Annotated in this window: 15 protein-coding genes and 1 tRNA gene; 2 read left to right on the top strand and 14 right to left on the bottom strand. The window is 63.3% G+C overall.

Annotated features, from left to right (window positions below):
- Nucleotides 1–42 precede the first annotated feature (42 nt).
- Nucleotides 43–2,823 (top strand): alpha-L-rhamnosidase, encoded by a 2,781-nt coding sequence (locus AOP73_RS00775; protein WP_061962755.1) that lies wholly within the window; start codon nucleotides 43–45, stop codon nucleotides 2,821–2,823.
- A 78-nt stretch (nucleotides 2,824–2,901) separates the two neighbouring features.
- On the opposite strand, the gene AOP73_RS00770 is transcribed toward AOP73_RS00775, so the two are convergent.
- The 9 genes from AOP73_RS00770 to AOP73_RS00730 all read right to left on the bottom strand — a co-directional run bounded on the left by AOP73_RS00770 (nucleotide 2,902) and on the right by AOP73_RS00730 (nucleotide 14,308).
- Nucleotides 2,902–4,212: an alpha-hydroxy acid oxidase gene (locus AOP73_RS00770; protein WP_084626691.1), complete on the bottom strand. Its 1,311-nt coding sequence runs from the start codon at nucleotides 4,210–4,212 to the stop codon at nucleotides 2,902–2,904.
- 44 nt (nucleotides 4,213–4,256) lie between these two features.
- Nucleotides 4,257–5,684 carry a rhamnulokinase gene (locus tag AOP73_RS00765; RefSeq protein WP_061962754.1) on the bottom strand — a complete coding sequence of 476 codons (1,428 nt, stop codon included), beginning with the start codon at nucleotides 5,682–5,684 and terminating at the stop codon, nucleotides 4,257–4,259.
- A complete protein-coding gene (locus AOP73_RS00760; protein WP_061962753.1) occupies nucleotides 5,681–7,717 on the bottom strand; it encodes a bifunctional rhamnulose-1-phosphate aldolase/short-chain dehydrogenase in 2,037 nt (678 codons plus the stop codon). Before AOP73_RS00760 ends, AOP73_RS00765 begins: the two co-directional genes overlap by 4 nt.
- A gap of 46 nt (nucleotides 7,718–7,763) precedes the next feature.
- Nucleotides 7,764–8,930, bottom strand: a complete 1,167-nt coding sequence (rhaI, locus tag AOP73_RS00755; protein WP_061962752.1) for an L-rhamnose isomerase — start codon at nucleotides 8,928–8,930, stop codon at nucleotides 7,764–7,766.
- 101 nt (nucleotides 8,931–9,031) lie between these two features.
- Nucleotides 9,032–10,114 (bottom strand): rhamnose ABC transporter substrate-binding protein, encoded by a 1,083-nt coding sequence (gene rhaS, locus AOP73_RS00750; protein WP_061962751.1) that lies wholly within the window; start codon nucleotides 10,112–10,114, stop codon nucleotides 9,032–9,034.
- 9 nt (nucleotides 10,115–10,123) lie between these two features.
- Nucleotides 10,124–11,230: an ABC transporter permease gene (locus AOP73_RS00745; protein WP_061962750.1), complete on the bottom strand. Its 1,107-nt coding sequence runs from the start codon at nucleotides 11,228–11,230 to the stop codon at nucleotides 10,124–10,126.
- Nucleotides 11,223–12,281 carry an ABC transporter permease gene (locus tag AOP73_RS00740; protein ID WP_061962749.1) on the bottom strand — a complete coding sequence of 353 codons (1,059 nt, stop codon included), beginning with the start codon at nucleotides 12,279–12,281 and terminating at the stop codon, nucleotides 11,223–11,225. The genes AOP73_RS00745 and AOP73_RS00740 overlap by 8 nt, the downstream gene beginning before the upstream one ends.
- Nucleotides 12,281–13,807, bottom strand: coding sequence for a sugar ABC transporter ATP-binding protein (locus AOP73_RS00735; protein WP_061962748.1), 1,527 nt, complete (start codon nucleotides 13,805–13,807; stop codon nucleotides 12,281–12,283). Before AOP73_RS00735 ends, AOP73_RS00740 begins: the two co-directional genes overlap by 1 nt.
- Nucleotides 13,808–13,960: 153 nt before the next feature.
- Nucleotides 13,961–14,308, bottom strand: a complete 348-nt coding sequence (locus AOP73_RS00730; RefSeq protein WP_061964710.1) for an L-rhamnose mutarotase — start codon at nucleotides 14,306–14,308, stop codon at nucleotides 13,961–13,963.
- Between the two features lie 92 nt (nucleotides 14,309–14,400).
- Between AOP73_RS00730 and AOP73_RS00725 the strand changes: the two genes are divergently transcribed.
- On the top strand, nucleotides 14,401–15,429 hold the full coding sequence (locus AOP73_RS00725; RefSeq protein ID WP_369345507.1) for a LacI family DNA-binding transcriptional regulator: 1,029 nt from the start codon (nucleotides 14,401–14,403) through the stop codon (nucleotides 15,427–15,429).
- A 3-nt stretch (nucleotides 15,430–15,432) separates the two neighbouring features.
- On the opposite strand, the gene AOP73_RS00720 is transcribed toward AOP73_RS00725, so the two are convergent.
- From AOP73_RS00720 to AOP73_RS00700, 5 genes are all read right to left on the bottom strand, one after another.
- A tRNA-Arg gene (locus AOP73_RS00720) sits at nucleotides 15,433–15,505 on the bottom strand.
- A gap of 32 nt (nucleotides 15,506–15,537) precedes the next feature.
- A complete protein-coding gene (gene pgmB, locus AOP73_RS00715; RefSeq protein ID WP_061962747.1) occupies nucleotides 15,538–17,919 on the bottom strand; it encodes a beta-phosphoglucomutase in 2,382 nt (793 codons plus the stop codon).
- Between the two features lie 62 nt (nucleotides 17,920–17,981).
- Nucleotides 17,982–18,839 (bottom strand): ATP-binding cassette domain-containing protein, encoded by an 858-nt coding sequence (locus AOP73_RS00710; protein ID WP_061962746.1) that lies wholly within the window; start codon nucleotides 18,837–18,839, stop codon nucleotides 17,982–17,984.
- Entirely contained in the window at nucleotides 18,836–20,584 is a 1,749-nt protein-coding gene (locus AOP73_RS00705; RefSeq protein ID WP_061962745.1) for a dipeptide/oligopeptide/nickel ABC transporter permease/ATP-binding protein, read from the bottom strand. The genes AOP73_RS00710 and AOP73_RS00705 overlap by 4 nt, the downstream gene beginning before the upstream one ends.
- Nucleotides 20,581–21,522 (bottom strand): ABC transporter permease, encoded by a 942-nt coding sequence (locus AOP73_RS00700; protein WP_061962744.1) that lies wholly within the window; start codon nucleotides 21,520–21,522, stop codon nucleotides 20,581–20,583. Before AOP73_RS00700 ends, AOP73_RS00705 begins: the two co-directional genes overlap by 4 nt.
- Between the last annotated feature and the right edge of the window lie 28 nt (nucleotides 21,523–21,550).

The raw sequence follows: 21,550 nt of genomic DNA, 5'->3' as shown, positions 1-21,550 counted from the left end.
GGAATTGTCGACCGCGCAATGCGGCGACGCTAGGGGAAAACGATGGCTATCGCCACGATTGAACGCTTGACAGCCGAGTCCACTAGCCAGGGCATCGTCATGGTCGCTGCGCCAGTCCTGACGTGGACGGTTTCGTGTGCCGATGCCACGTGGGGGCAGCACGCCGCAGAGATTGAGTGGGCGTCCCAGTCCCGATCGGAGAGTGTGCTGGTTGATGGTGACATGACTGTTGCCGTCCGGTGGCCCTTCGCTCCACTGCACAGCGGCGAGCGCGGCACGCTGCGGGTCAGGATTCAAGGAAAAGACGGGTCATGGTCTCAGTGGAGCAACCGCCAAAGGCTCCAGTGTGGCGTGCGTGATGGCTGGCCTGCCGCGCGCATCTCCCATCCAAAGCCGGACCGTGAGCAGTGCCCCATCGCGTTGAGGCGCCAGGTTGGAGTTCGCGAGGGTCTCGTGTCGGCAGTTTTGACCGCCAGTGCGTATGGCGCCTTTCAGGCATACGTCGACGGCAAACCGGTCGATGACGAGCGTATGAAGCCCGGTTGGACTACATATGGGCGGCGTGACGTATATGTGACTACTGACGTTACAGCGCTGCTCGGGACCGGGGGTCACGAGTTGACCGTAGACCTCGCTGGCGCGTGGTTTACCGAGCACTACGGCTTCAACGGATTCGTCCGCCAGGTCTACGGTTCTCAACCCTCATTCACGGGAGTACTGAGGTTGGAATACGAGGACGGCAGCGTCGACGAGATTGCCACGGATGCCTCGTGGGAGGCAGCGAGCGATGGCCCAATAGTGACTTCCGAGTTGTATGCCGGCGAAGTGCACGACGCACGGCGGTGCGCAGCGGACTGGCTGCCGGTGGCAGTCGCAGACGTGGAAATTGCTCCCGTACCGAGGACGGCTCCGGCGGTACGGGCAGTTCAGGAACTAGCCCCTCTAGAGATTCTTCAGACGCCGAATGGGCACACAGTGCTCGACTTTGGTCAGAACTTAGTGGGCCACGTGAGGCTCAAGGTAAGTGGTCCAGCCGGAACCGCGATCACGCTACAACACGCTGAAGTCATGGAAAACGGCGAGCTCGGCATTCGACCGTTGCGTAGAGCGAAGGCCACCGACATCTACACACTTGAGGGTGAAGCCGCGGAGCAGTGGGAGCCAAAGTTCACGTTCCACGGCTTTAGGTACGTGCAGGTTGACGGTTGGCCGGGCGAACTGGCGCCGGACTCCATCACCGCAATTGCCGTGGGCTCGGACCTGCGACGCACGGGCACATTCGACAGTTCGCACCCGCTCCTCAACCAGCTGCACCAGAACGTGGTGTGGAGTATGCGAGGCAACTTCCTGTCGATTCCTACCGACTGCCCTCAGCGTGATGAGCGCATGGGGTGGACGGGCGACACACAGGTGTTCGCGCCCACCGCAAGCTTCCTATTCGACACGTACGAGTTTCTGTCGTCGTGGCTTGAGGACCTCGCGATCGAGCAGACTGACGATGGTGCGGTGCCGTTCGTAGTGCCTGATGTCTTGGCATCTGCCGAGACTGGCACTGCTGCCTGGGGCGACGCCGCGACGCTCATCCCATGGACGCTTTACGATCGATTCGGCAACAAGAAGGTTCTCTCCCAGCAGTTCCCCTCCATGCGGAGCTGGGTGGACTGGGTGGCGGCTCGAGCCGGCGAGAACCTGCTGTGGGAAGGTGACTTTCAATTTGCGGATTGGCTCGACCCCATGGCGCCGCGGGAGCGACCCGCTGCCGCGCGCACGTCCAAGGATCTGGTCGCGACGGCTCACTTCTACCGTTCGGCGTACGCGGTGGCTCGTTCCGCTGAGGTGCTCGGCGACGACGAGTCCGCGAGGCGCTACGACGATTTGGCGACGCGCGTTCGAACGGCGTGGCTGGATGCCTACGCGACTCCCGCCGGACGCCTCATGTCAGACACTCCCACGGCCTACGCGCTCGCGATCGCCTTCAACATTGTCGACGACGCACGCCGTGGCCGCATGGGAACTCGTCTGGCGGAGCTCGTGGAGGAGTCTGGCTACCGAATTGCCACAGGGTTCGTGGGCACGCCACTCATCACCGACGCACTGACGGACACTGGGCACGGAGCCACCGCAGGACGACTTCTCCTCAACGACGAGTGTCCGTCCTGGCTCTATCCAGTCACCATGGGAGCGACGACCATCTGGGAACGGTGGGACTCGATGCTCCCCGATGGCAGCGTGAATCCCGGCGACATGACCTCCTTCAACCACTATGCGCTAGGCGCCGTTGCAGACTGGATGCATCGCCGCCTGGCCGGACTCGCCCCGGGCGCCCCTGGCTACCGTCGAATGATCACCGCGCCCCTCGTGGTTGAGGGAATCGACTGGGCTCAGGCTTCTTACGAGTCAGGCTATGGAACTCACCGCGCCGGATGGGAACGAGTGGGAGGAGACGAGGTCCGCGTTTGGGTTGACGTGCCACTCCAGACCTCCGCCACCGTCAGGTTGCCGGGCTCGGATGACGGGATAGAGGTAGGGCCCGGTCGGCACGAGTGGACGACGGCCTTGGCGGCCGTCGCTCAAGCTTCCATCGACCGTGAGTTCACGACCAGCACGCCACTGATCGAAATCCGCCGTGATGAGCCCACGTACCGCGCCGTGCGCAGCTCTATCGAGGATGCCATCGGCGACAGTGCGGCGCAGGACTTCGTCGATGCGACCACCTGGACGAGTGGCGGAACATTTCTGGCCGAACGAGCTCTCTTGCCCACGGGTGTGTATGACGCCGTCGACAGCGCGCTGGCTGCGTTGCGTCAGGCGAGCGAGGAGTAAGCCCGGTCCATGCGCTGCGGCGCCAGGCCGTGAGGCCGTTCCCTCAGCGACGCGGCGCCACGGGCGCGAGGCACGGACCTACGGCTTTGAGCGCCGCGGATTCGCGACGCTCGAGACTACTGCGGCTGATGCCGCCTTGCGCTTTTGCGTAACGGTCCTGCCGGGTGTCGTGGCCTGCGAGGTCGCTGCCGGACGTTGTTCACGAGCGATGGGTGACAATCGCTGCAGCTGAGTGACGTGTCCTGGGTTCAACTCGTCGACGGAGGCGACTCCCAGGAGTTTCATGGTGCGGGTGATTTCTGAGGTGAGGATGGCGATGGTGCGGTCGACTCCTTCGCGTCCGCCGGCCATGAGTCCGTAGAGGTAGGCGCGGCCGATCAGGGTGAAGTCGGCGCCCATGGCGAGGGCGGCGACGATGTCGGCGCCGGACATGATGCCGGTGTCCAGCACGATCTCGACGTCGTTTCCCAACTCGGCGCGCACGGCGGGTAGGAGGTGGAAGGGGATGGGGGCGCGGTCGAGTTGGCGTCCGCCGTGGTTGGACAGCACGATGCCGTCTACTCCCATGTCGGCGACCGCTTTCGCGTCGGTCACGGTTTGGATGCCTTTAACGGCCACCTTGCCCGGCCATTGGTCACGGATCCACGCGAGGTCATCAAACGTGATGGTCGGATCGAACAGCTCGTTGAGGAGTTCACCGATGGTGCCATCCCACTGACTCAGGGACGCGAAGGTGAGGGGTTCGGTGGTGAGGAAGTTGATCCACCACTCAGGGCGGGGGATCGCGTTGAGGACCGTGGAGGGGGTCAGTTGTGGGGGAATGGTGAAGCCATTGCGGTTGTCGCGCAACCGGGCGCCAGCCACCGGCACATCCACCGTCACGAGCAACGTGTCGAAACCGCAGTCCGCGGCGCGTTGCACCAACGACATCGACTTGTCGCGGTCCTTTTGCATATACAACTGGAACCAGTTGCGTCCCTGCGGGTTGGCTTCCCTTACCCCTTCAGGGGAGGTGGTGCCCACGGTGGAGAGCGAGAACGGGATGCCCGCAGCGCCGGCAGCGGAAGCACCGGCGCGTTCACCCTCGGACTGCATCATGCGGGTAAAGCCAGTCGGGGCGATACCGAAGGGCAAAGCGGAGCGGCCACCAAAGATCTCGACCGAGGTATCAACGTTGGACACGTCCCGCAAAATCGCGGGATGGAACTCGATGTCTCGAAACGCTTGACGGGCACGAGCCAACGACAACTCCGCCTCGGCCGCACCATCGGTGTAATCAAACGCCCCCTGAGGGGTGCGTCGCTTCGCGATCGCCCGCAACTCGGCAATCGTGTGAGCCTTGGCCAAACGACGCGCACGCCCATCAAACTCAAACGACTTAAACCGCATCAACTGCGCGAGCTCTCGTGGCTTGGGAAGGTGTCGTTCCTGCTTCACCGTGTTGCCTCCATTGGCTTGTACTGCTTCACTGCGAAGGTCTTGCGCACGAGGTCGCGCATTCCTTCTAGTGTGCCATCGCCAGCACCCAGCGCCCGCGCCTGAATCAGCACGTTGCCGATGGCCGTGGCCTCGACGGGGCCGGCGACGACCGTCAGTCCAAGGCGATCCGCGGTGCGCTGGCACAGCAGTTCATTGAGCGATCCGCCACCCACGATGTGGACGGTGCCCACTGTCCGGCCCGCAAGGTCGCTGGCCTGCGCGATCGCGAGTGCGAACGCATCGGCCAGGCTTTCGATGATGCTGCGCACGAACTCAGGCTGGGACGCCGGTGGCGCCACGTAGTTCTCCGCGCACCACTGAACGATGCGCGGGGTCATCGGACCTGGCGCGAGGAAGCGAGGGTCGTTGGCGTCAAAGACAGGTACCGGACCGTTGACGGCCGCCGCTTGCGCGAGCACGGTCGTCAGCGTGGGAGTATTGCCCTCGGATTCCCATTCGCGCATGGTTTCGCTGAGGAGCCACAGCCCCATGACGTTGTGGAGGAACCGCGTGGTGCCGTCGACGCCGCGCTCGTTGGTGAAGTTCGCCTCGCGCGCGCGATCGGTGACGACGGGGCTATCCAACTCGAGCCCCACCAAGCCCCACGTGCCGCACGAGATGTACGCGGCATCGTCTCCCTGCATGGGTGCCGCCACGACCGCCGAAGCCGTGTCGTGCGAACCCACCGCGATCACCTTGGTCGACGGGCGAAGACCGGTCGCGGTGACGAGGCGGGGAAGTAGTGGACCCACCTCGTCACCAGCGTCGATCAGCGTGGGAAGGATCTCGCGCGGTAGACCCACGCGATGCATCAGATCCAGATCCCACTCGTTGCCACCCACGGGGAGGAGACCGGTGGTGGACGCGTTGGTGCGCTCGGCGCGCTTGTTGCCCGTCAACCAGAAATTGAGCAGATCAGGCACCAGCAGCATCGAATCTGCCTCGGCCAAAGTGGATCCGCTCAACTCTGCCGCGAGCTGATACACGGTATTGAACGGCAGGAACTGCAAGCCGTTTCGTGCGTAGAGATCCGCCGAGGTCACGCGGGAGTGCACGAACTCAACGCCCGCTGCCGTGCGCTCGTCGCGGTAGTGAAACGGCTCACACAGCATGCGGTCGCCACTAAGTAGCCCGTAATCCACCGCCCACGAGTCAACGCCGATGCTGGCGATCCCCGGCACGCGCTTCGCAGCCTCGGAAAGCCCCGCTACGGCGTGGTCAAACAGCCCGGAAACGTTCCAGTGCAGACCGTCGGCCAGCATCGTGCCGCCGTTGGCGAATCGAGAGACAGCCTCGAGCCGCAACTCGTTGGGGCCCACGTGGCCCACCATGACACGCCCACTGGTGGCGCCCAGGTCGACGGCGGCGACGGAGTGGATCATCGCAGGAATGCCGCCGCGACTCCGGCGTCCACGGGGATGTGCAGACCCGTGGTGTGTGACATGTCGGGACCGGTCAGGACGGCCGCGGCGTTGGCCACGTGCTCGGGCAGAACCTCACGCTTGAGGATGGTGCGCTGCGCATAGAACTCGCCCAGGTTCTCCTCTTCGATGCCGTAGGTCTTGGCGCGGTTCGCACCCCAGCCCGAGCTGAAGATGCCTGAGCCGCGGACCACGCCATCGGGGTTGATGCCATTGACCTTGATGCCGAACTCGCCGAGCTCGACCGCAAGCAGTCGAACCTGGTGGGCCTGGTCGGCCTTGGTCGCCGAGTAGGCGACGTTGTTGGGTCCCGCGAACACGGCGTTCTTGGACGCGATGTAGATGATGTCGCCGCCCATGCCCTGGTCGATCATGGCGCGTGCAGCTGCCTGCGAGACGAGGAACGAGCCCTTGGCCATGACATTGTGCTGCAGGTCCCAGTCCGCCTCGGTGGTGTCGAGCAGCGGCTTGCTGAGCGACAGTCCGGCGTTGTTGACCACCAGGTCAACGCCACCGAAGGCGAGGATGGCCTCATTCATAGCGCGGGTGACGGCCTCGCCGTCCGCGACGTTGATCTGGACGCCGATCGCCACGTCGGTGTTGCCGAGCTCCGCTGCGGCTTCCTTGGCCTTCTCCAGATCAAGGTCGGCGATGACAACGCAGGCGCCCTCGGCGGCTAGGCGGGTGGCGATGGCCCTGCCGATTCCCGATGCTGCACCGGTCACCAACGCCACTCGCGTGGCGTGTGACTTGGGCTTGGGCATGCGCTGGAGCTTGGCCTCTTCGAGCGCCCAGTACTCGATGTTGAACTTCTCGTCGTCGCCAATGGGGGAGTAGGTCGACAGCGACTCGGCGCCGCGCATCACGTTGATGGCGTTGATGTAGAACTCGCCGGCCACGCGGGCGGTCTGCTTGTTGGCGCCAAAACTGAACATACCGACGCCCGGAACGAGGACGATGAGCGGGTCAGCTCCACGGATGGCGGGGGAGTTCTCCGTTGCGTGAGCGTCGTAATAGGCCTGGTAGTCCGCGCGGTACTCAGTGTGGAGCTCCTTGAGGCGAGCAATCGAGTCCTCGACCGAGGCGTCGGACGGCAAGTCAAGCACCATCGGCTTGACCTTGGTGCGCAGGAAGTGGTCGGGGCAGCTGGTGCCAAGGGCCGCAAGGCGTGGGTGTTCGGACGATGCCAGGAAGTCGAGGACCTCGGGGGCGTCCGTGAAGTTGCCGACCATGGGACGGTCGACAGACGCGAGCCCGCGAATGGTGGGGGCGAGCGCGGCAGCCTTGGCGGTGCGAGCATCGGCGTCGAGGGCGCCGTAGCCGTCCAGTGCCTCGCCGAAGGGGTCCGACTTGCCGTTCTCAGCGATGTACGCCGCAGCGGTGTCGATGATGCGTAGCGAGTTGGACTCAGCCTCGTCGGACGTGTCGCCCCACGCGGTGATGCCGTGCCCGCCGAGGATGCAGCCGATGGCGTGCGGGTTGGCTTCCTTGATCTCGGCGATGTCGAGGCCCAGTTGGAAGCCGGGGCGGCGCCAGGGCACCCACACCACGGCGTCGCCAAAGATCTTCGCGGTCAGTGCTTCCCCGTCAGCGGAGGTCGCGATGGCGATGCCGGAGTCGGGGTGGAGGTGATCAACGTGGGCGGCGTCGACGAGGCCATGCATAGCGGTATCGATTGACGGTGCGGCACCGCCCTTGCCGTGAGCGCAGTAGTCGAATGCCGCGACCATCTCGTCCTCGCGGTCCACGCCGGGGTAGACGTCGACGAGGGCGCGCAGGCGGTCCAGACGCAGCACCGCGAGGCCAGCCTCTTTCAGGGTGCCAAGGTCTCCACCGGAGCCCTTGACCCACATGAGTTCAACCTGCTCGCCCGTCACGGGATCCGTCTCGGTGCCCTTCGCGGAGGTGTTGCCACCCGCGTAGTTGGTGTTCTTGGGGTCTGCGCCCAGGCGGTTGGAGCGGGCGATGAGGTCTGCTGCAGTGGGTGAAGTCACGGGAGTTCCTTTGTGGTGAGTGGGAAGTGAAATGTGGGAGGAGCGCTTATGCGCCCCAGCTGGCCTGGACGCCGCCTACGCGGTCCTCGGCGATCTGCTGGCCATAGCCGCTCGCCAAGTAAGCGGCCATCGGGTCACCAGGAAGACCGCGGGACTCGCGGTATTCAGCAAGCGGGCCACGAACGTCGGTGTAGAAGGCGTCCATCATGAGCGAGTTGGCGGCGAGTACGTCGCCGGAGCGCTGTGCCGCGTCGAGCGCCTCGCGGTCCACGAGCAGCGCCCGCGCCGTCATCTCTTGGACATTGAGCACGCTGCGGATTTGGCCGGGGATCTTGTCCTCGATGTTGTGGCACTGGTCGAGCATGAAGGCGGTGTCGCCGTCGGCGCCGTAACCGCCGCCGCGGATCACCTCGAAGATGATCCGGAACAACTGGAACGGGTCCGCGGATCCCACGATGAGGTCGTCGTCAGCGTAGAAGCGCGAGTTGAAGTCGAACGACCCCAGCTTGCCCAGGCGCAGCAGCTGCATCACGATGAATTCGATGTTGGTGCTGGGGGCGTGGTGGCCGGTATCGAGGCAGACCGATGCGCGGTCGCCCAGGGCGAGGCACTGCACCAGGCTGGTTCCCCAGTCGGGTACGTCCATGTGGTAGAACGCGGGCTCAAAGATCTTGTACTCGAGGACCAGGCGCTGGTCGTCTCCGATGCGCGCATAGATCTGCTGCAGCGAGTCGGCAAGGCGATCCTGGCGACCGCGCATGTCGTCCTGGCCCGGGTAGTTGGTGCCATCGGCGAGCCAAATCTTCAGGTCTCGCGAGCCAGTCTTGTCCATGACGTCGATGCACTCGAAGTGGTGGTCGATTGCCTTCTGACGGATCGCGGGGTCGGAGTGGGTTAGCGAACCTAGCTTGTAGTCGTCGTCCTGAAAGGTGTTCGAGTTGATGGTGCCCAGCGCGACGCCGAGGCCCTGTGCGTGGTCTGACAAGGCGGTGTAGTCGTCGACCTTGTCCCAAGGGATGTGCAAGGCGACGGAGGGGGACAGGCCAGTGTGCTTGTGGACCTGCGCGGCGTCGGCGATCTTCTCGAACGGGTCGCGCGGGCCGCCAGGCTGGGTAAAGACCTTGAAGCGCGTTCCGGAGTTGCCAAACGCCCACGAGGGCAGTTCGATGGCCTGCTCATCGAGTCGGGCGGCGATCGAGTCGAAGCTAGTCACGGTAGTTCCTGTCTAAAGAAGTAAGAGTGGTGGAGAGCCCCAAGGGGCGCACGCCCGACCGGCAACCAGGGGAGGGCCCGGCCGGGCATGCGAGGCGACGATTAGAAGTCGAAGTCGCCGATGTTGTCTGCGTTGAATACGTACGGTGAGCCGAGCAGCACGGTTCCGTCTGCGTCAACGGTGTATGAGCCGAGCTTGCCTGCCTCGAAGGAGTCACCCTCGGCACCGGTAATGGTGCCTTCGATGAGCGCCTTGTTGGCGTAGGCGGCAAGGTAGCCAAGGTCAGCCGGGTTCCACAGCGCGAATGCGGTGCAGGTGCCGTCCTCAACGTACGAACGCATCTGGTTCGGCGTGCCGAGACCGGTGATCGCGACCTTGCCCTTTGCCTCAGAGGTGGAGAGGTAGCGAGCGGCCGCGGTGATGCCGACTGTGGTGGGCGAAACGATGCCCTTGAGCTCCGGGTAGGTCTGGAGCAGAGCCGCAGTCTTGTCGAATGAGGTCTGGTCGTCGTCGTCGCCGTAGACAACGTCGACGAGCTCGATGTTCGGGTGGTCAGCAGCGAGGATCGTCTTCATGGTCTCGATCCAAGCGTTCTGGTTGGTCGCGTTGGCAGTGGCCGACAGGATTGCAATTTGACCCTCGTCGCCAATCTGCTCGGCGATCATGTCGACCTGAACCTGCGCGATGCCGTCGGAGGTGGCCTGGTTGATGAACAGGTCGCGGCAGTCGGGGTTGGTGTCGGAGTCGAAGGTGACGACCTTGACGCCCGCGTCACGCGCGTCGTTCAGAGCCGAGCAGATTGCCTCGGGGTCGTTCGCGGAAACGGCGATACCGCCAACTCCCTGCTGGGTGAGCGTGTTGATGTAACTGACCTGAGCATCGGGCGATGCCTCTGCAGGTCCGACCTCGGCGTAGGTGCCGCCGAACTCGTTGATGGCTTCCTCGCCACCGGCATCGGAGGTGTCGAAGTAGGCATTGCCGAGGTTCTTAGGGAGGAACGTAATCGCGAGGTTGGCGTCGCTGGTCATCGCGTCATCACTGCTATTCGACGCTGCCGGGCTGGTGCCGGCGTCAGGGGACTCGGTGGTGTCGTCCGAGCTACTAGAGCAGCCAGCCATGACGAGGGCCGCCGTGACCGCGAGAGCGGCGAAGGCACCCTTCTTGGACTTCATAGAAAACATCATTGTGATCCCTTACTTGTTATTCGATGGGGTGTCATCGGGTTGGGTGATGGCGGGCGGGTCGGCAGCCAGAGTTGCAGAGCCGGACCCCCTTTTCCCTCGTGAGCGAGCCCATTTGGAGCGCGCCCAAGCGAAGAAACTTGGTGATACCACTGAGAACACGAGCAACGTTCCCGTGATGATGTTGATGACGTCAGACGTCACGTTGGCGAGTCGAAGTGCGCTGGCGAGGGTGCCGATCAGCAGCACGCCAGCAATCACGCCATGGAGCGCGCCACGGCCGCCAAAGATCGACACTCCGCCGAGAAGTACAGCTGCGATGACTCCCAGCTCCATGCCGGTGGCGTTGTCACCGCGGGCACTGCCGTAGCGAAGCGTGTAGTAGACGCCGGCTAGCGCCGCGAGGATGCCGCTCAGGATGAAGAGCTTCATCTTGGTGCGCTCGACGCGAACTCCGGAGAACCGTGCGGCCTCTGACGACTGTCCGATAGCGAAAACACCGCGACCGAACGGGGTGGCGTGCAGAAGCAGGGCAAAGAGAATGAGTAGCACAACGAAGATCACCATGATCGACGGGATGGGGGTTCCGGGGATCGTCGAAGTTGCGAGGTCCGACCAGGTGTCGGGAAAACCGGTGACTGCGGTAGTGCCGAGGAACCCGACGGCAAGTCCACGGAACAGGGCCAAGGTGCCGATGGTGACTGCCAGTGACGGCAGGCCCACCACGGTGATCAGGAAGCCGTTGATGAAGCCGGCGATGGCGCCGATGACGAGACTGATCAAGATGCAGAAGGGAATGGGAATTCCCGCCTGGTACGTGATGCCGAACATCACGCTCGACAGACCCACGACGCTCGCCACCGACAGGTCGATTTCACCAGTGATGATGATCATGGTCATCGGAAGCGCGATGAACAGGATTGCCGCGACGTCCAACAACAGATAGGTGATGGTGATGGGTGCGGAGAAGTTCGGCACGGCGATGGCCGCGACGATGTAGACCGCGATGAGTGCGACGACAACTGCCATCTCGCGGGTGAGGAGCACGCGGCGCCAGAGTGGTTGCGCATAGTCGTGGTACGTGCGCGGCGCAGTCTTTTCAATAGTGGCGTTAGACATTTTGCGCCTCCTTCTGCTCAACCTCGGTATCTCGCAGTTCCACGAGTTTTCGTTCCTGTCTGTTCGCGGCGAGTTTGTCGAGCACGATGGCACCGATGATGAGAGCGCCTACTACGGCGCGTTGCCAGAAGTCCTGGACGCCCAGGACTGGGAGCGCGCGGTTGATGGTCAGCAGGAGAAACGCGCCAATCGCAGCGCCAAACACACTTCCCGAGCCCCCGAAGATCGCGACGCCACCGATCACGGCGGCTCCTACGGCCTCGAGTTCGAGCCCCGAGCCCACCTGCGAATTCACGGTTCCGTAGCGCGCGGCGTACAGCACTCCCGCCAGGCCAGCGAGGGCACCGGACATGATGAAGGCTGCGAGGATGCGCTTCTTGACCTTGAGGCCGTACAGATTGGCGGCGTCGGGGTCTGACCCGATGGCGTACAGCTCACGACCGCCACGCTGGGTGTACATGTAGAAGCCTGCGATCGCCAGCACGACGAGAGCGATGATGGTGATCACGGGGATCTTCCACCACGAGCTGGTGCCCAACGCAAGGAAGCTCGCAGGCATGTCGGACGCGTTGATGCGGTCGCTACCGGTCCACAACACGTTGATGCCTCGGAAGGCGTAGAGCGTGCCCAACGTAATCACGAGTGACGGGACTTTGGCGAACGCCACTAGCGCACCGTTGATCAGGCCAAGCAGTGCGCCGAACACGAGGCCGATGACAAACACGGTGGGCCAGGGTAGCTGCGGGTAGTCAATGAAGACGCGGCCGGTGAGGTAGGCACTGAGGCCCACCACGGAGCCAACCGACAAGTCGACGTTGCGGGTGATGATCACAATGGCCTGGCCGACGGCCACGATCATCAAAATGGAGGGGGTGACGAGCAGGTCGCGGAAGCCATCCGAGGAGAACAGGAAGTTCGGGTTCTGGATGGTGGTGACTGCCACCACGAGGACGAAGGCGAGGAAGATACCGAGCTCGCGGGCCTTGCCGATGCGACCAAGCTTCCCGAGGATGTTTGACTCGGCGAGAATTGACGTGGAGGAAATACTCATCACGCGACCGCCTTCGAGTGGGTGGCGGCGAACATGACTGACTCAGGTGTCGCATCAGCACGATCGATCTCGGCCGTAATTCGGCCCTCGTGGACTACGAGGACGCGGTCAGCCATGCCGAGCACCTCGGGCAGTTCGGAGGAAATCATGATGATGGCGAGCCCCTGTCCGGCTAGTCGCGATAGGTCGCGGTGAACTTCTGACTTGGTGCCGATGTCAATGCCGCGGGTGGGTTCGTCGACAATCAGCAGGCTGGGGTTGGTGGCCAGCCACTTGGCGAGTACTACCTTCTGTTGGTTGCCGCCGCTCAGGGTGCCGACGGTGGTGTCGAGGGCGTTCGTCTTAACCTCGAGACGCCCAGCCCAATGGCTCGCGGCTTGGTTCTCTGCGGCGGGCCACAGCAGTCCGGCCTTGGTCAGCGTCTTGCGGATGGCGAGTGTGATGTTCCGCGCTACCGATGAGTCGAGGACTACGCCCTGCTTGCGGCGATCCTCCGGTACCAGCGCGATGCCCAGGTCCATGGCCCTCGCGGGGTCGTGCTTGCGTACCGACTTGCCATTGATGGTGACCGTGCCAGATTCGTAGTTATCGACCCCAAAGATGGCCTGCGCGATCTCGCTGCGACCGGCGCCCACCAGGCCCGCCAGCGCAACGATTTCTCCGGAGCGCACCGAGAACGAAACGTCGTGAAAGACCCCCGGTTCCGTCAGGTTCGACACCTTGAGCACTTCGTCGCCTATCTCGGCGGGCTCCTTGGGGAACAGAGTGGCGACCTCGCGACCCACCATCTGGTGCACCATCTCTTCTACGGTGGTCTCGGCGATAGCAGAGGTGGCGACGTACTCTCCGTCTCGCATAACCGTGACGGTGTCGCAAAGCGCGAATACCTCGTCGAAGCGGTGGGAGATGAACAGCAGTGCTCGTCCCTCGTCGCGCAGGCCCCGGGCCACCTTAAAGAGACGATCGACCTCGACGCCGCTCAGTGCGGCGGTGGGCTCGTCCATGATGAGTACGCGAGCGTCGAGCGAGATGGCCTTCGCAATTTCGATGATCTGCTGATCCGCGATCGACAAACCGCGTGTGGGGCGGTCGGGGTCGATGTTGACCCCGAGCTGAGAGAACAAATCCCTCACCGTCGCCCGCATGGCTTTGCGGTCGATGCGTCCGAGCGAGCCTGTGGGCTGGCGCCCCATAAAGATGTTCTCGGTGACCGACAGGTCGGGGAACAGGGTGGGTTCCTGGTAGATCACTGCGATACCAGCGTCTTTGGACTGCGCAGTGTTGGAGAAGTCGACGACGTTCCCCTGGTACTCAAAAACGCCGCTGTCGCGCTGGTAGAGACCCGCAATGATCTTGACAAGCGTGGATTTGCCCGCGCCGTTCTCGCCGATGAGAGCGTGGATGCTGCCCGGCAGCATGTCTAGCGAGGCGGACTTGAGGGCGATGACCGGCCCGAAGGACTTGGCGACGCCGTCGAGGCGTAGCGCGGTGCCTTGGCCGGAGCCAGGCGCGGAGGTTGTCGACATTGACGGTCCCTTAGTCTCAAAATGAATCGTTTCAACTTGATAGAACCATAGGTCTACACCGGCGGTGAGTCAAGCCGAGCTCGGTAACGATTCCGTAATATCGCTGCACTCGCAACTTAATTGCGGCGCTGAGGTGGAGGCGAAGGGCAGGCGCTATCGTGCGTCTAGGCTCGCAATCTGCTCCTCGAGATTGAACACCTCGCGAAGCACGGGGGCGCCCTGGTCGGCGCGACCCCCCTCGAGGGCAACGAAGAAGCGTTGTGCCTGCTCTTCCCACTCTTTGGTGCGGGAGTCCTCCGCGAGGCGACGCGCGGACTCGGCATCGTCGTCGGTTTCGTAGTAGCCAACCAACAATCCGTCGTCCCGGAGGAAGAGAGAGTAGTTGGAGCGGCCGGAGTCTTCGATCGCGCGCAGCATCTGGGGCCACACGGAGCGATGGATCTCGATGTATTCGTCGATCAACTCGGGCCGGACCTGGAGGTGGAAGCAGATGCGCGTCATGGTCATCACCCTACGCTTGCCTCGGCAAGAATGAATCGTCATCAAAATGGCAAGGATCTATTAGAGTGTGATGCAACACCAGACAGTGGAGCGTGAATCACGTGACAATCAGCCTCAAAGATGTGGCGGTGCGCGCCGGCGTGTCCTCGGGCACCGTCTCAAACGTGCTTAACCGACCAGACCGCGTCAAGGCTGCCACCGTCGAGCGCGTGAACCGCGCCATCGCCGAACTTGGCTACGTCCCCAACGCAGCGGCGCGCCAGTTGCGCGCGGGTCAGAGCACGTCACTTGGTTTGATCGTTCTCGATGTGGGAAACCCATTCTTCACCGACCTCGCGAAGGGTGCGGAACGCGCTGCCGCGGACGTGGGACTGAGCGTGCTCCTCGCTAATAGTGATGAGTCGTCCGAGCGCGAGGACCGCTACTTGGATCTGTTTGAGACGCAGCGCGTGGCCGGAGTGTTGATCTCGCCTGTGAGTGAAGACTTGCCGAGACTGCATCGTCTGCGCGCACGGGGCATTCCCGTGGTGCTCGTTGACAGGGGAGCCACGGACAGCGACTTCCCGTCGGTGTCCGTGGACGACGTCGCGGGAGGCAGGATCGCGACGGAGCACCTGCTCGCCATCGGCCGCACCAAGATTGCGTTCGTCGGCGGCCCGCTCAGAATCCGGCAGGTGGCGGATCGATACCGTGGCGCGTGCGATGCGGTCGAGGCTGCTGGCCGTGGAAGCGTCGAATACATCGAGACGAGCGCCCTGACTCTCGCGGCGGGTCAGGTGGCCGGCACTCGGATCGGCAAAGGTGTGAGGGACGGTCGCTTTGATGCGGTGTTCGCTGCGAATGATCTGGTGGCGCTCGGGGTGCAACAAGCACTCCTCGGTGGTCCGGAGCCGTTGACGATTCCAGGTGATGTTGCGCTGGTCGGGTACGACGACATCAGCTTCGCCGCAGCGGCAGTCGTCCCAGTCAGCTCCGTGCGTCAGCCGCGCGAGCTCATCGGTTCCACGGCTGTTGAATTACTTCTCGCGAATGCCGGTGACGCGAGTGAGAACGAGCAGGTTGTATTTCAGCCTGAACTTGTGGTGCGAGATTCGACCAAAGCGCGTGGCGCATCGATTTAGGGGTGCCCTCGACAGGAGTCGAACCTGCGACCTTCGGTACCGGAAACCGGTGCTCTATCCGCTGAGCTACGAGGGCGTGACGCGGGCTTGCCGCGCCAGAAAGCTGACCTAGGTCAGCCTCGCATCCCAATAGTCACAGAACGGGTCGACGGGCGAGGTTCCCAGGAAGGGTGTCGCGCCGGTGAGGCAATTGACGACAGCCTCGACGGTCGCATCATTGGCGGCGTATGCGTTGACATACGTCTTGACACGAGGCACATCCTGAAGGTGGAAGGGGTTACCGAGCGACACAAACATGGTGGGGATCGAATGCGTGTACCGCGGTAGGTTCGCCGCAGTCCAGAAGGTCCAATCCGGCCGAGCCGTGTGGAAGTTCGAGGACGGTTGGATGTCGGCGACATAGATCACCGCGTCGTAGTTCTCGAGAAGTTCGGAACCGGTGACTGCGCCTGCCTGGCCCACGGGACGGAACATTGTTTCCTCGCGTGGCGGGTCAACATGCAAGGTCGCCGCGAACCCACGCTCATTGAGAGCATCCCTGAATATCTCCGCGGGCCCCGTTGAGGGCATCGGACCGCCACGCAGTGAGTAAAGAAGGACCCGCGGGCGCTCGCTCGCGGTGAGCGGCAGCACACCGTCTTCGCTCTTCACAAGAGTGATGGAGCGCGCTGCCTGCTCGGCGGCCCACCCCTCGTGCTGACCGCGGTTGACCTGAGCAAGTGAGTCGGGTACCACGTCCGCGACGGACGATGCGCGATGTAGGCCCAGAGCGGCTTTGAGCGCGAGTACGCGCGTCACAGCCTCGTTAATCCGTGAAGTTGAGACGATGCCCGCCGAGATGCCGGCGCGCAGGTGTTCGAGGTCAGTGGCGTAGTCCTCAGTGAAGAGGAACATGTCGCATCCGGCAGCGATTGACTGAGGGACGGCCTGCGCACGTGGCATGGACATCTGCATGCCCGCCATGAGCGAGGCATCTGTCACGACCACGCCAGCAAAGCCAAGCCGGTCGCGGAGCAAATCGGTGGTGATCTCCGGGGCGAGGCTGGCGGGCAGGATGTCGTCGTCGGCAATGTCGGGTCGGAGAGTCTTCGAATAGCTTGGCAGGGCGATGTGGGCGGCCATGATGGTCAACGCGTCGGCATCGATCATGCGCTGGTAAACAGTGCCAAACGATACGTCCCATTCGTCGGTCGACAAGGTGTTGACCGTGGTGACGAGGTGCTGATCGCGATCGTCGACGCCGTCCCCAGGCCAGTGCTTGACCGAGGCCGCAACTCCGTTTTCTTGAAGCCCCTTGACGAACGCCTCGCCCATGTCAGAAACAGTGCTCACGTCTGACCCGAATCCGCGCGTCAGAACGATGGGGTTGCGCCAATTGCGCTGAATATCCACGATGGGGGAGAAGGCCCAGTTGACGCCCATGGCACGACCCTGAACCGCGCAAACCTCGCCGATGCGGCGTGCGCTCTCAGAGTCGCCGGTCGCCGCGGCCTGCAGCGGTGAGCCCATCGAAGTCTGGTCGAAAGCGACGCCGTTGGGTCCGGCTTCGAGGTTGGCTGCGATCAGGAGCGGAACCTGCGCCTTGGACTGAAGGTACTGGTTAAACGCCACGACGTCGTGAGACATCGAGGGTCGCCGCATGTAGCCGCCGGGCTCAATCACCGCGAAGTCGGCATCAGCCTGGTCGACGGTATCGGGGTCAGCGAGCAGGCAGAAGAGTTGACCGATGCGGCGGTCGCCTTCAAGGGACGCGAGCGTCGAGCGCACCCACGTCTGGGCCTCGGCGTCGAGGTGGTACGGCGCCTGGTCGAGGGCCACGCCATGCAGTGCCCTCAGGTTGGGCAGGAGTGCCGTGGGCGCCTCCTCGACGTGAGCGAGGTCGGCAACCACGGCATCGGCTTCACGTAGGGTGCCGGGCACGCCAATCCCGACGACCTTCATACCCGCAGCGCGTGCTGCAGCGACGCCTGCGTCGGCATCCTCGAACACGACACACCGCGCGGCCTCAACTCCCAGTAGTTCCGCGGCAAGCAGGAACACCTCGGGGTCGGGCTTGGTGCGCAAGATTTGGTTGCCGTCGACGATGGCGTCGAAGAGCGCAACGATGCCGAGGCGTTCGAGAATGGTGAGGGCATTTCGACTCGCGCTAGCAAGCGCGACGGGTATTCCCGCCTCACGCAACTCCGTCAGCAGTTGAAGCGCGCCGGGAAGAAGATCCGCGGTGGAGAGCGACTCGAGAGACTTCACATAGCGGGCGTTCTTCTCATCCGCGAGTTGGCTCGCATTGACCTCGGAGGGGTCAATTCCACCAGAACGCAAGACGATGTCTAGTGCGTCACTGCGACCGACCCCTTTGAGTCCCTCACCCGTCGCGGCGTCAAGTTCAAAGCCCAGCTCGGTAGCGGTGTGGCGCCAGGCATCGAAGTGCAGGGGTGCCGTATCAACAATGACGCCGTCCAGGTCGAAAATGGCAGCAATGGGTAGAGGCATGAGGGTTGTCCTTTCAGCGGGACTCGAGTGGATGCCGGCGGTGAGGCCAGGCGGAAGAGGGGCTAGGCGCCCGACTGCAGTTCGGCCTCGCGCTGTGCGGCGAGCACTCGCTGCCGATCTGCGCGATGCTTTGTCTGCTTGACGGGGTGGGGAAGTGGCGCCGCCATGAGCAGGCGCTGGGTGTAGGGGTGTTCTGGACGGGCAGTGACCTGGTCGCAGTCGCCCCACTCCACGATGTCGCCTTGAAATAGCACGGCGACGCGATGGCTGAGGTGTCGAATGACGGCCAAGTCGTGTGACACAAACAGATATGCGACGCCGGTACGCTCTTGAATCTCAATGAAGAGGTCGAGAACGCGGCGCTGGTTGCTGAGGTCGAGGGCAGAGACGGGCTCGTCGCAGACAATCAGCGATGGGTCAAGGGTGAGAGCGCGCGCAATTGCGATGCGCTGCCGCTGTCCGCCCGAGAACTCATTGGGATAGCGCCCCAGTGAGTCAGTGGGCAGGTGGACTGCGTCAAGCATCGTAGCCACTTTGTCGAGGGCATCCCGCTTGCTGGTTCCGTTGGCTCGCAGGGGTTCGGTGAGCGTCTGCTCGATCGTCAGGTTGGGGTTCATCGATGTGTAGGGGTCCTGGAAGACCACCTGGATGTCACGAGTGAGACGTCGCCGAGCGGCCTTGTCGGCGTGAGTAATGTCCTCACCCTTGAAGAGGATGCGACCGCCCGTCACCGGAGCAAGTCCCAGAAGGGCACGCCCGAGCGTCGTCTTGCCCGACCCGGACTCGCCGACGAGGCCTACTGTCTCGCCGGCGGTGATATCGAGCGAGACGCCGTGAAGAATCTCCGTATCAGGCGAGCGGAAGCCACGCCCCGGATACGCGACTCGCAGGTCCTCGACGGCCAATAGTGGATCGGTCATGACGGCACCCCGTTCGTGGTCGTGGACGAAGGCAGCGTGCGGACACTGGCGTCGTCGAGAATCGCTCCGAGCAATTCGCGGGTGTACGGATGCTGGGGGCGGTCAAAGACCGACTCCACATCTCCGGTTTCGACGATCGAACCGTCCTGCATGACAGCGACCCGGTCGCAAATATCTGCGACAACGCCAAAGTTGTGGGTAACGATCACCATGGCCATGCCGAGTTCCGCCTGGAGGTCTCTGAGCAAGTCGAGAACCTCGGCCTGCACAGTCACGTCTAGCGCGGTCGTTGGTTCGTCCGCGATCAAGACGTCGGGTTCGGTCGCAATGGCACCCGCAATAAGCACACGTTGTGCCATGCCTCCCGAAACCTGGTGGGGGTAGAGGCTCATCACGCGTTCGGGATTAGCGATTCCGACCCGGGTGAGGAGGCGGAGGGCATTCGCGTTGGCCTCGGTCTTCGTCATTTTCGCGCACTTGCGCATCGGCTTCGTTAGCTGGGCACCGATGGTGTACGAGGGATCAAGGTTAGACATTGGCTCTTGAGGGATGTACGCGACCGAGCGCCCGCGTTCATGTGCTCGTTGAGCTTGCGTCGTGACCTTGCCCGCCAATGCCACGCAACCGGAGGTGATCCGGCCGCCTCCAGGCAACACATCGAGGATGGCGAAAGCTGTTTGTGTCTTTCCGGAGCCCGATTCGCCGACCAGACCGAGGACCTCTCCCGGCGCGACGTCGAAGCTGACGTTGCGTACCACCACGGCGCGTTCGGCTTTGTGGTTGCCGTAAGCGACCTCAAGGTCGCGCACGCTCAGGGCTGACCCCACCGGAATCGTGTACACCGCGGGCGCTTGCTCGCTGGAGCGCGACCGCCGGGCGCTGGACGACCTCTCCAGCACATCGCGGAGAGTATTGGCGACGAGCGTGAGGGCCACAGAAATGAGTACTAGTGCGAGGGTGGGCCACAGCAGCAACCATGGTTGGCGATAGATGGCCTGGAACCCGTCGTTCAGCATCCCTCCCCAGGTGATGAGCTTGGCGTCTCCCATCCCGAGGAACTCCAAGCCGGCTTGAATAGCGATGGCAACACCAGCGATACCAGCAGCCTGAATGATGACGGGTGCGCGCACAACGGAGAGAATGTGTCGGCCGATGATACGGACATCGGACAACCCGGATGTGCGTGCCGCGTCGACGTAGAGCTCGTGGCGGACGCCTGCGACGGTGGCGAAGGTCAGCCGGTAGAACGCGGGGGACACGATCACGCCAAAGATGACCATTGCCCACCAGAGGTTGGGTCCGATGACTGAGCGTGCGGCAAGCAACACGACCATTGACGGTAGGGCGAGGAAAAGCGACGCGCCATAGCTGAAGATGGATTCGAACCAGCCGCGGTAGTAGCCGGCGACCAAACCAGTCGAAATCCCGATGGCCGCTGCAACTACCAGGGCGATAGTCGCACCGAGCATGCTGGAACGAGTAGCAATAATGAGCCGGCTGAGGACGTCGCGTCCAGAGGGGTCGGTGCCTAGGATGTGGTCGGTCCCGGGAGGCAAGAGAATCGCGTCCAGATGAGCAGTGTAGGCGTCGCCAGGCACAATCCACGGGCCAATAATCGCCACGATGACAAAGAGTGCAATCACTGAGAGAGCGATGGCGCCGAGTGGCTGGCGAAGGACTGATCGTAGGAGTGAGGCGCGCTGCTGTGTGACAGCGCGCGGGGTCGGGGCAATCGGAGCTGTCATGACAGGCGCACCTTCGGATTGAGCCAAGCCTGCAGTAGGTCGATCAGCAGGTTGAGAATGACGACGAGGACGACGGTGACGACGACGATGCCCATGATGACGGGGACGTCGCTGCTCAGCGTCGAGGTAACAGTGAGCTTGCCAAGGCCGGGAATCGAGAACACCTGCTCGACCACGACTGCACCACCCAGCATGGCGACGAACATGAGTGCCAGTACGTTCAAGGCCGGCCCCGACGCGTTGCGCAGCACGTGCTGATAGGTAATGGTCCTGGAGGAAAGTCCGCGACACTCGAGAGTGCGAACGTAGTCTTTGCGGCGCTCGTCCAGCATGGAGCCGCGGACCTGTTGCGTGACCCCGGCAACACCAGCGACAGCCAGCGCAGTGATGGGTAGCACGGCAGTCGATAACCAGCCGGTGATCGACGTCGACGGATTGATGTAGCCCGTGGGTTCGAACCACCCGAGATTGATCGCGACGACCAGAACCAGCACCATTGCGATGAGGAATCCGGGCACCGCCGCGCCGACGAGCGACGCTACTTGGATGGTCCGGTCCACCCAGCCGCCGCGTGAGGAGGCGAGCGAACCGAGAATGACAGCGCCGATGCCCGACACAATCACGGCCGCGACGACGATGGTCAAGGTGACGGCGACGCGGCCGGAGAGGAGTTCAGTCACCGGGGCGCGGGACGCCCATGAGTTTCCAAAGTCCCCGGTGAGGGCTCCGCTGAGCCAGTCCCAATAGCGAGTGAGGAGAGGCTGGTCGAGGCCGAGCTCGGTTGCCTTCGCGGCCACCTGCGCGTCGGTCGCGGTGGGTCCCAAAAGGTTGCGTGCGACGTCACCGCCGCTCAAGTACAACAGGAAATAGGCGGCACTCGTGATGACGAACAGCAGGCTGATTCCTGCCACTATGCGCCGCGCGATAAAGCGTCCCACGTCAGTCTCCAGTGTGGTGGTGAGTGGG

It is taken from the genome of Demequina aurantiaca (genome assembly GCF_000975135.1).
GTDB lineage: Bacteria > Actinomycetota > Actinomycetes > Actinomycetales > Demequinaceae > Demequina > Demequina aurantiaca.
Note: the sequence above shows the minus strand (reverse complement) of the source record. Positions and strands in the feature narration are given on the sequence as shown.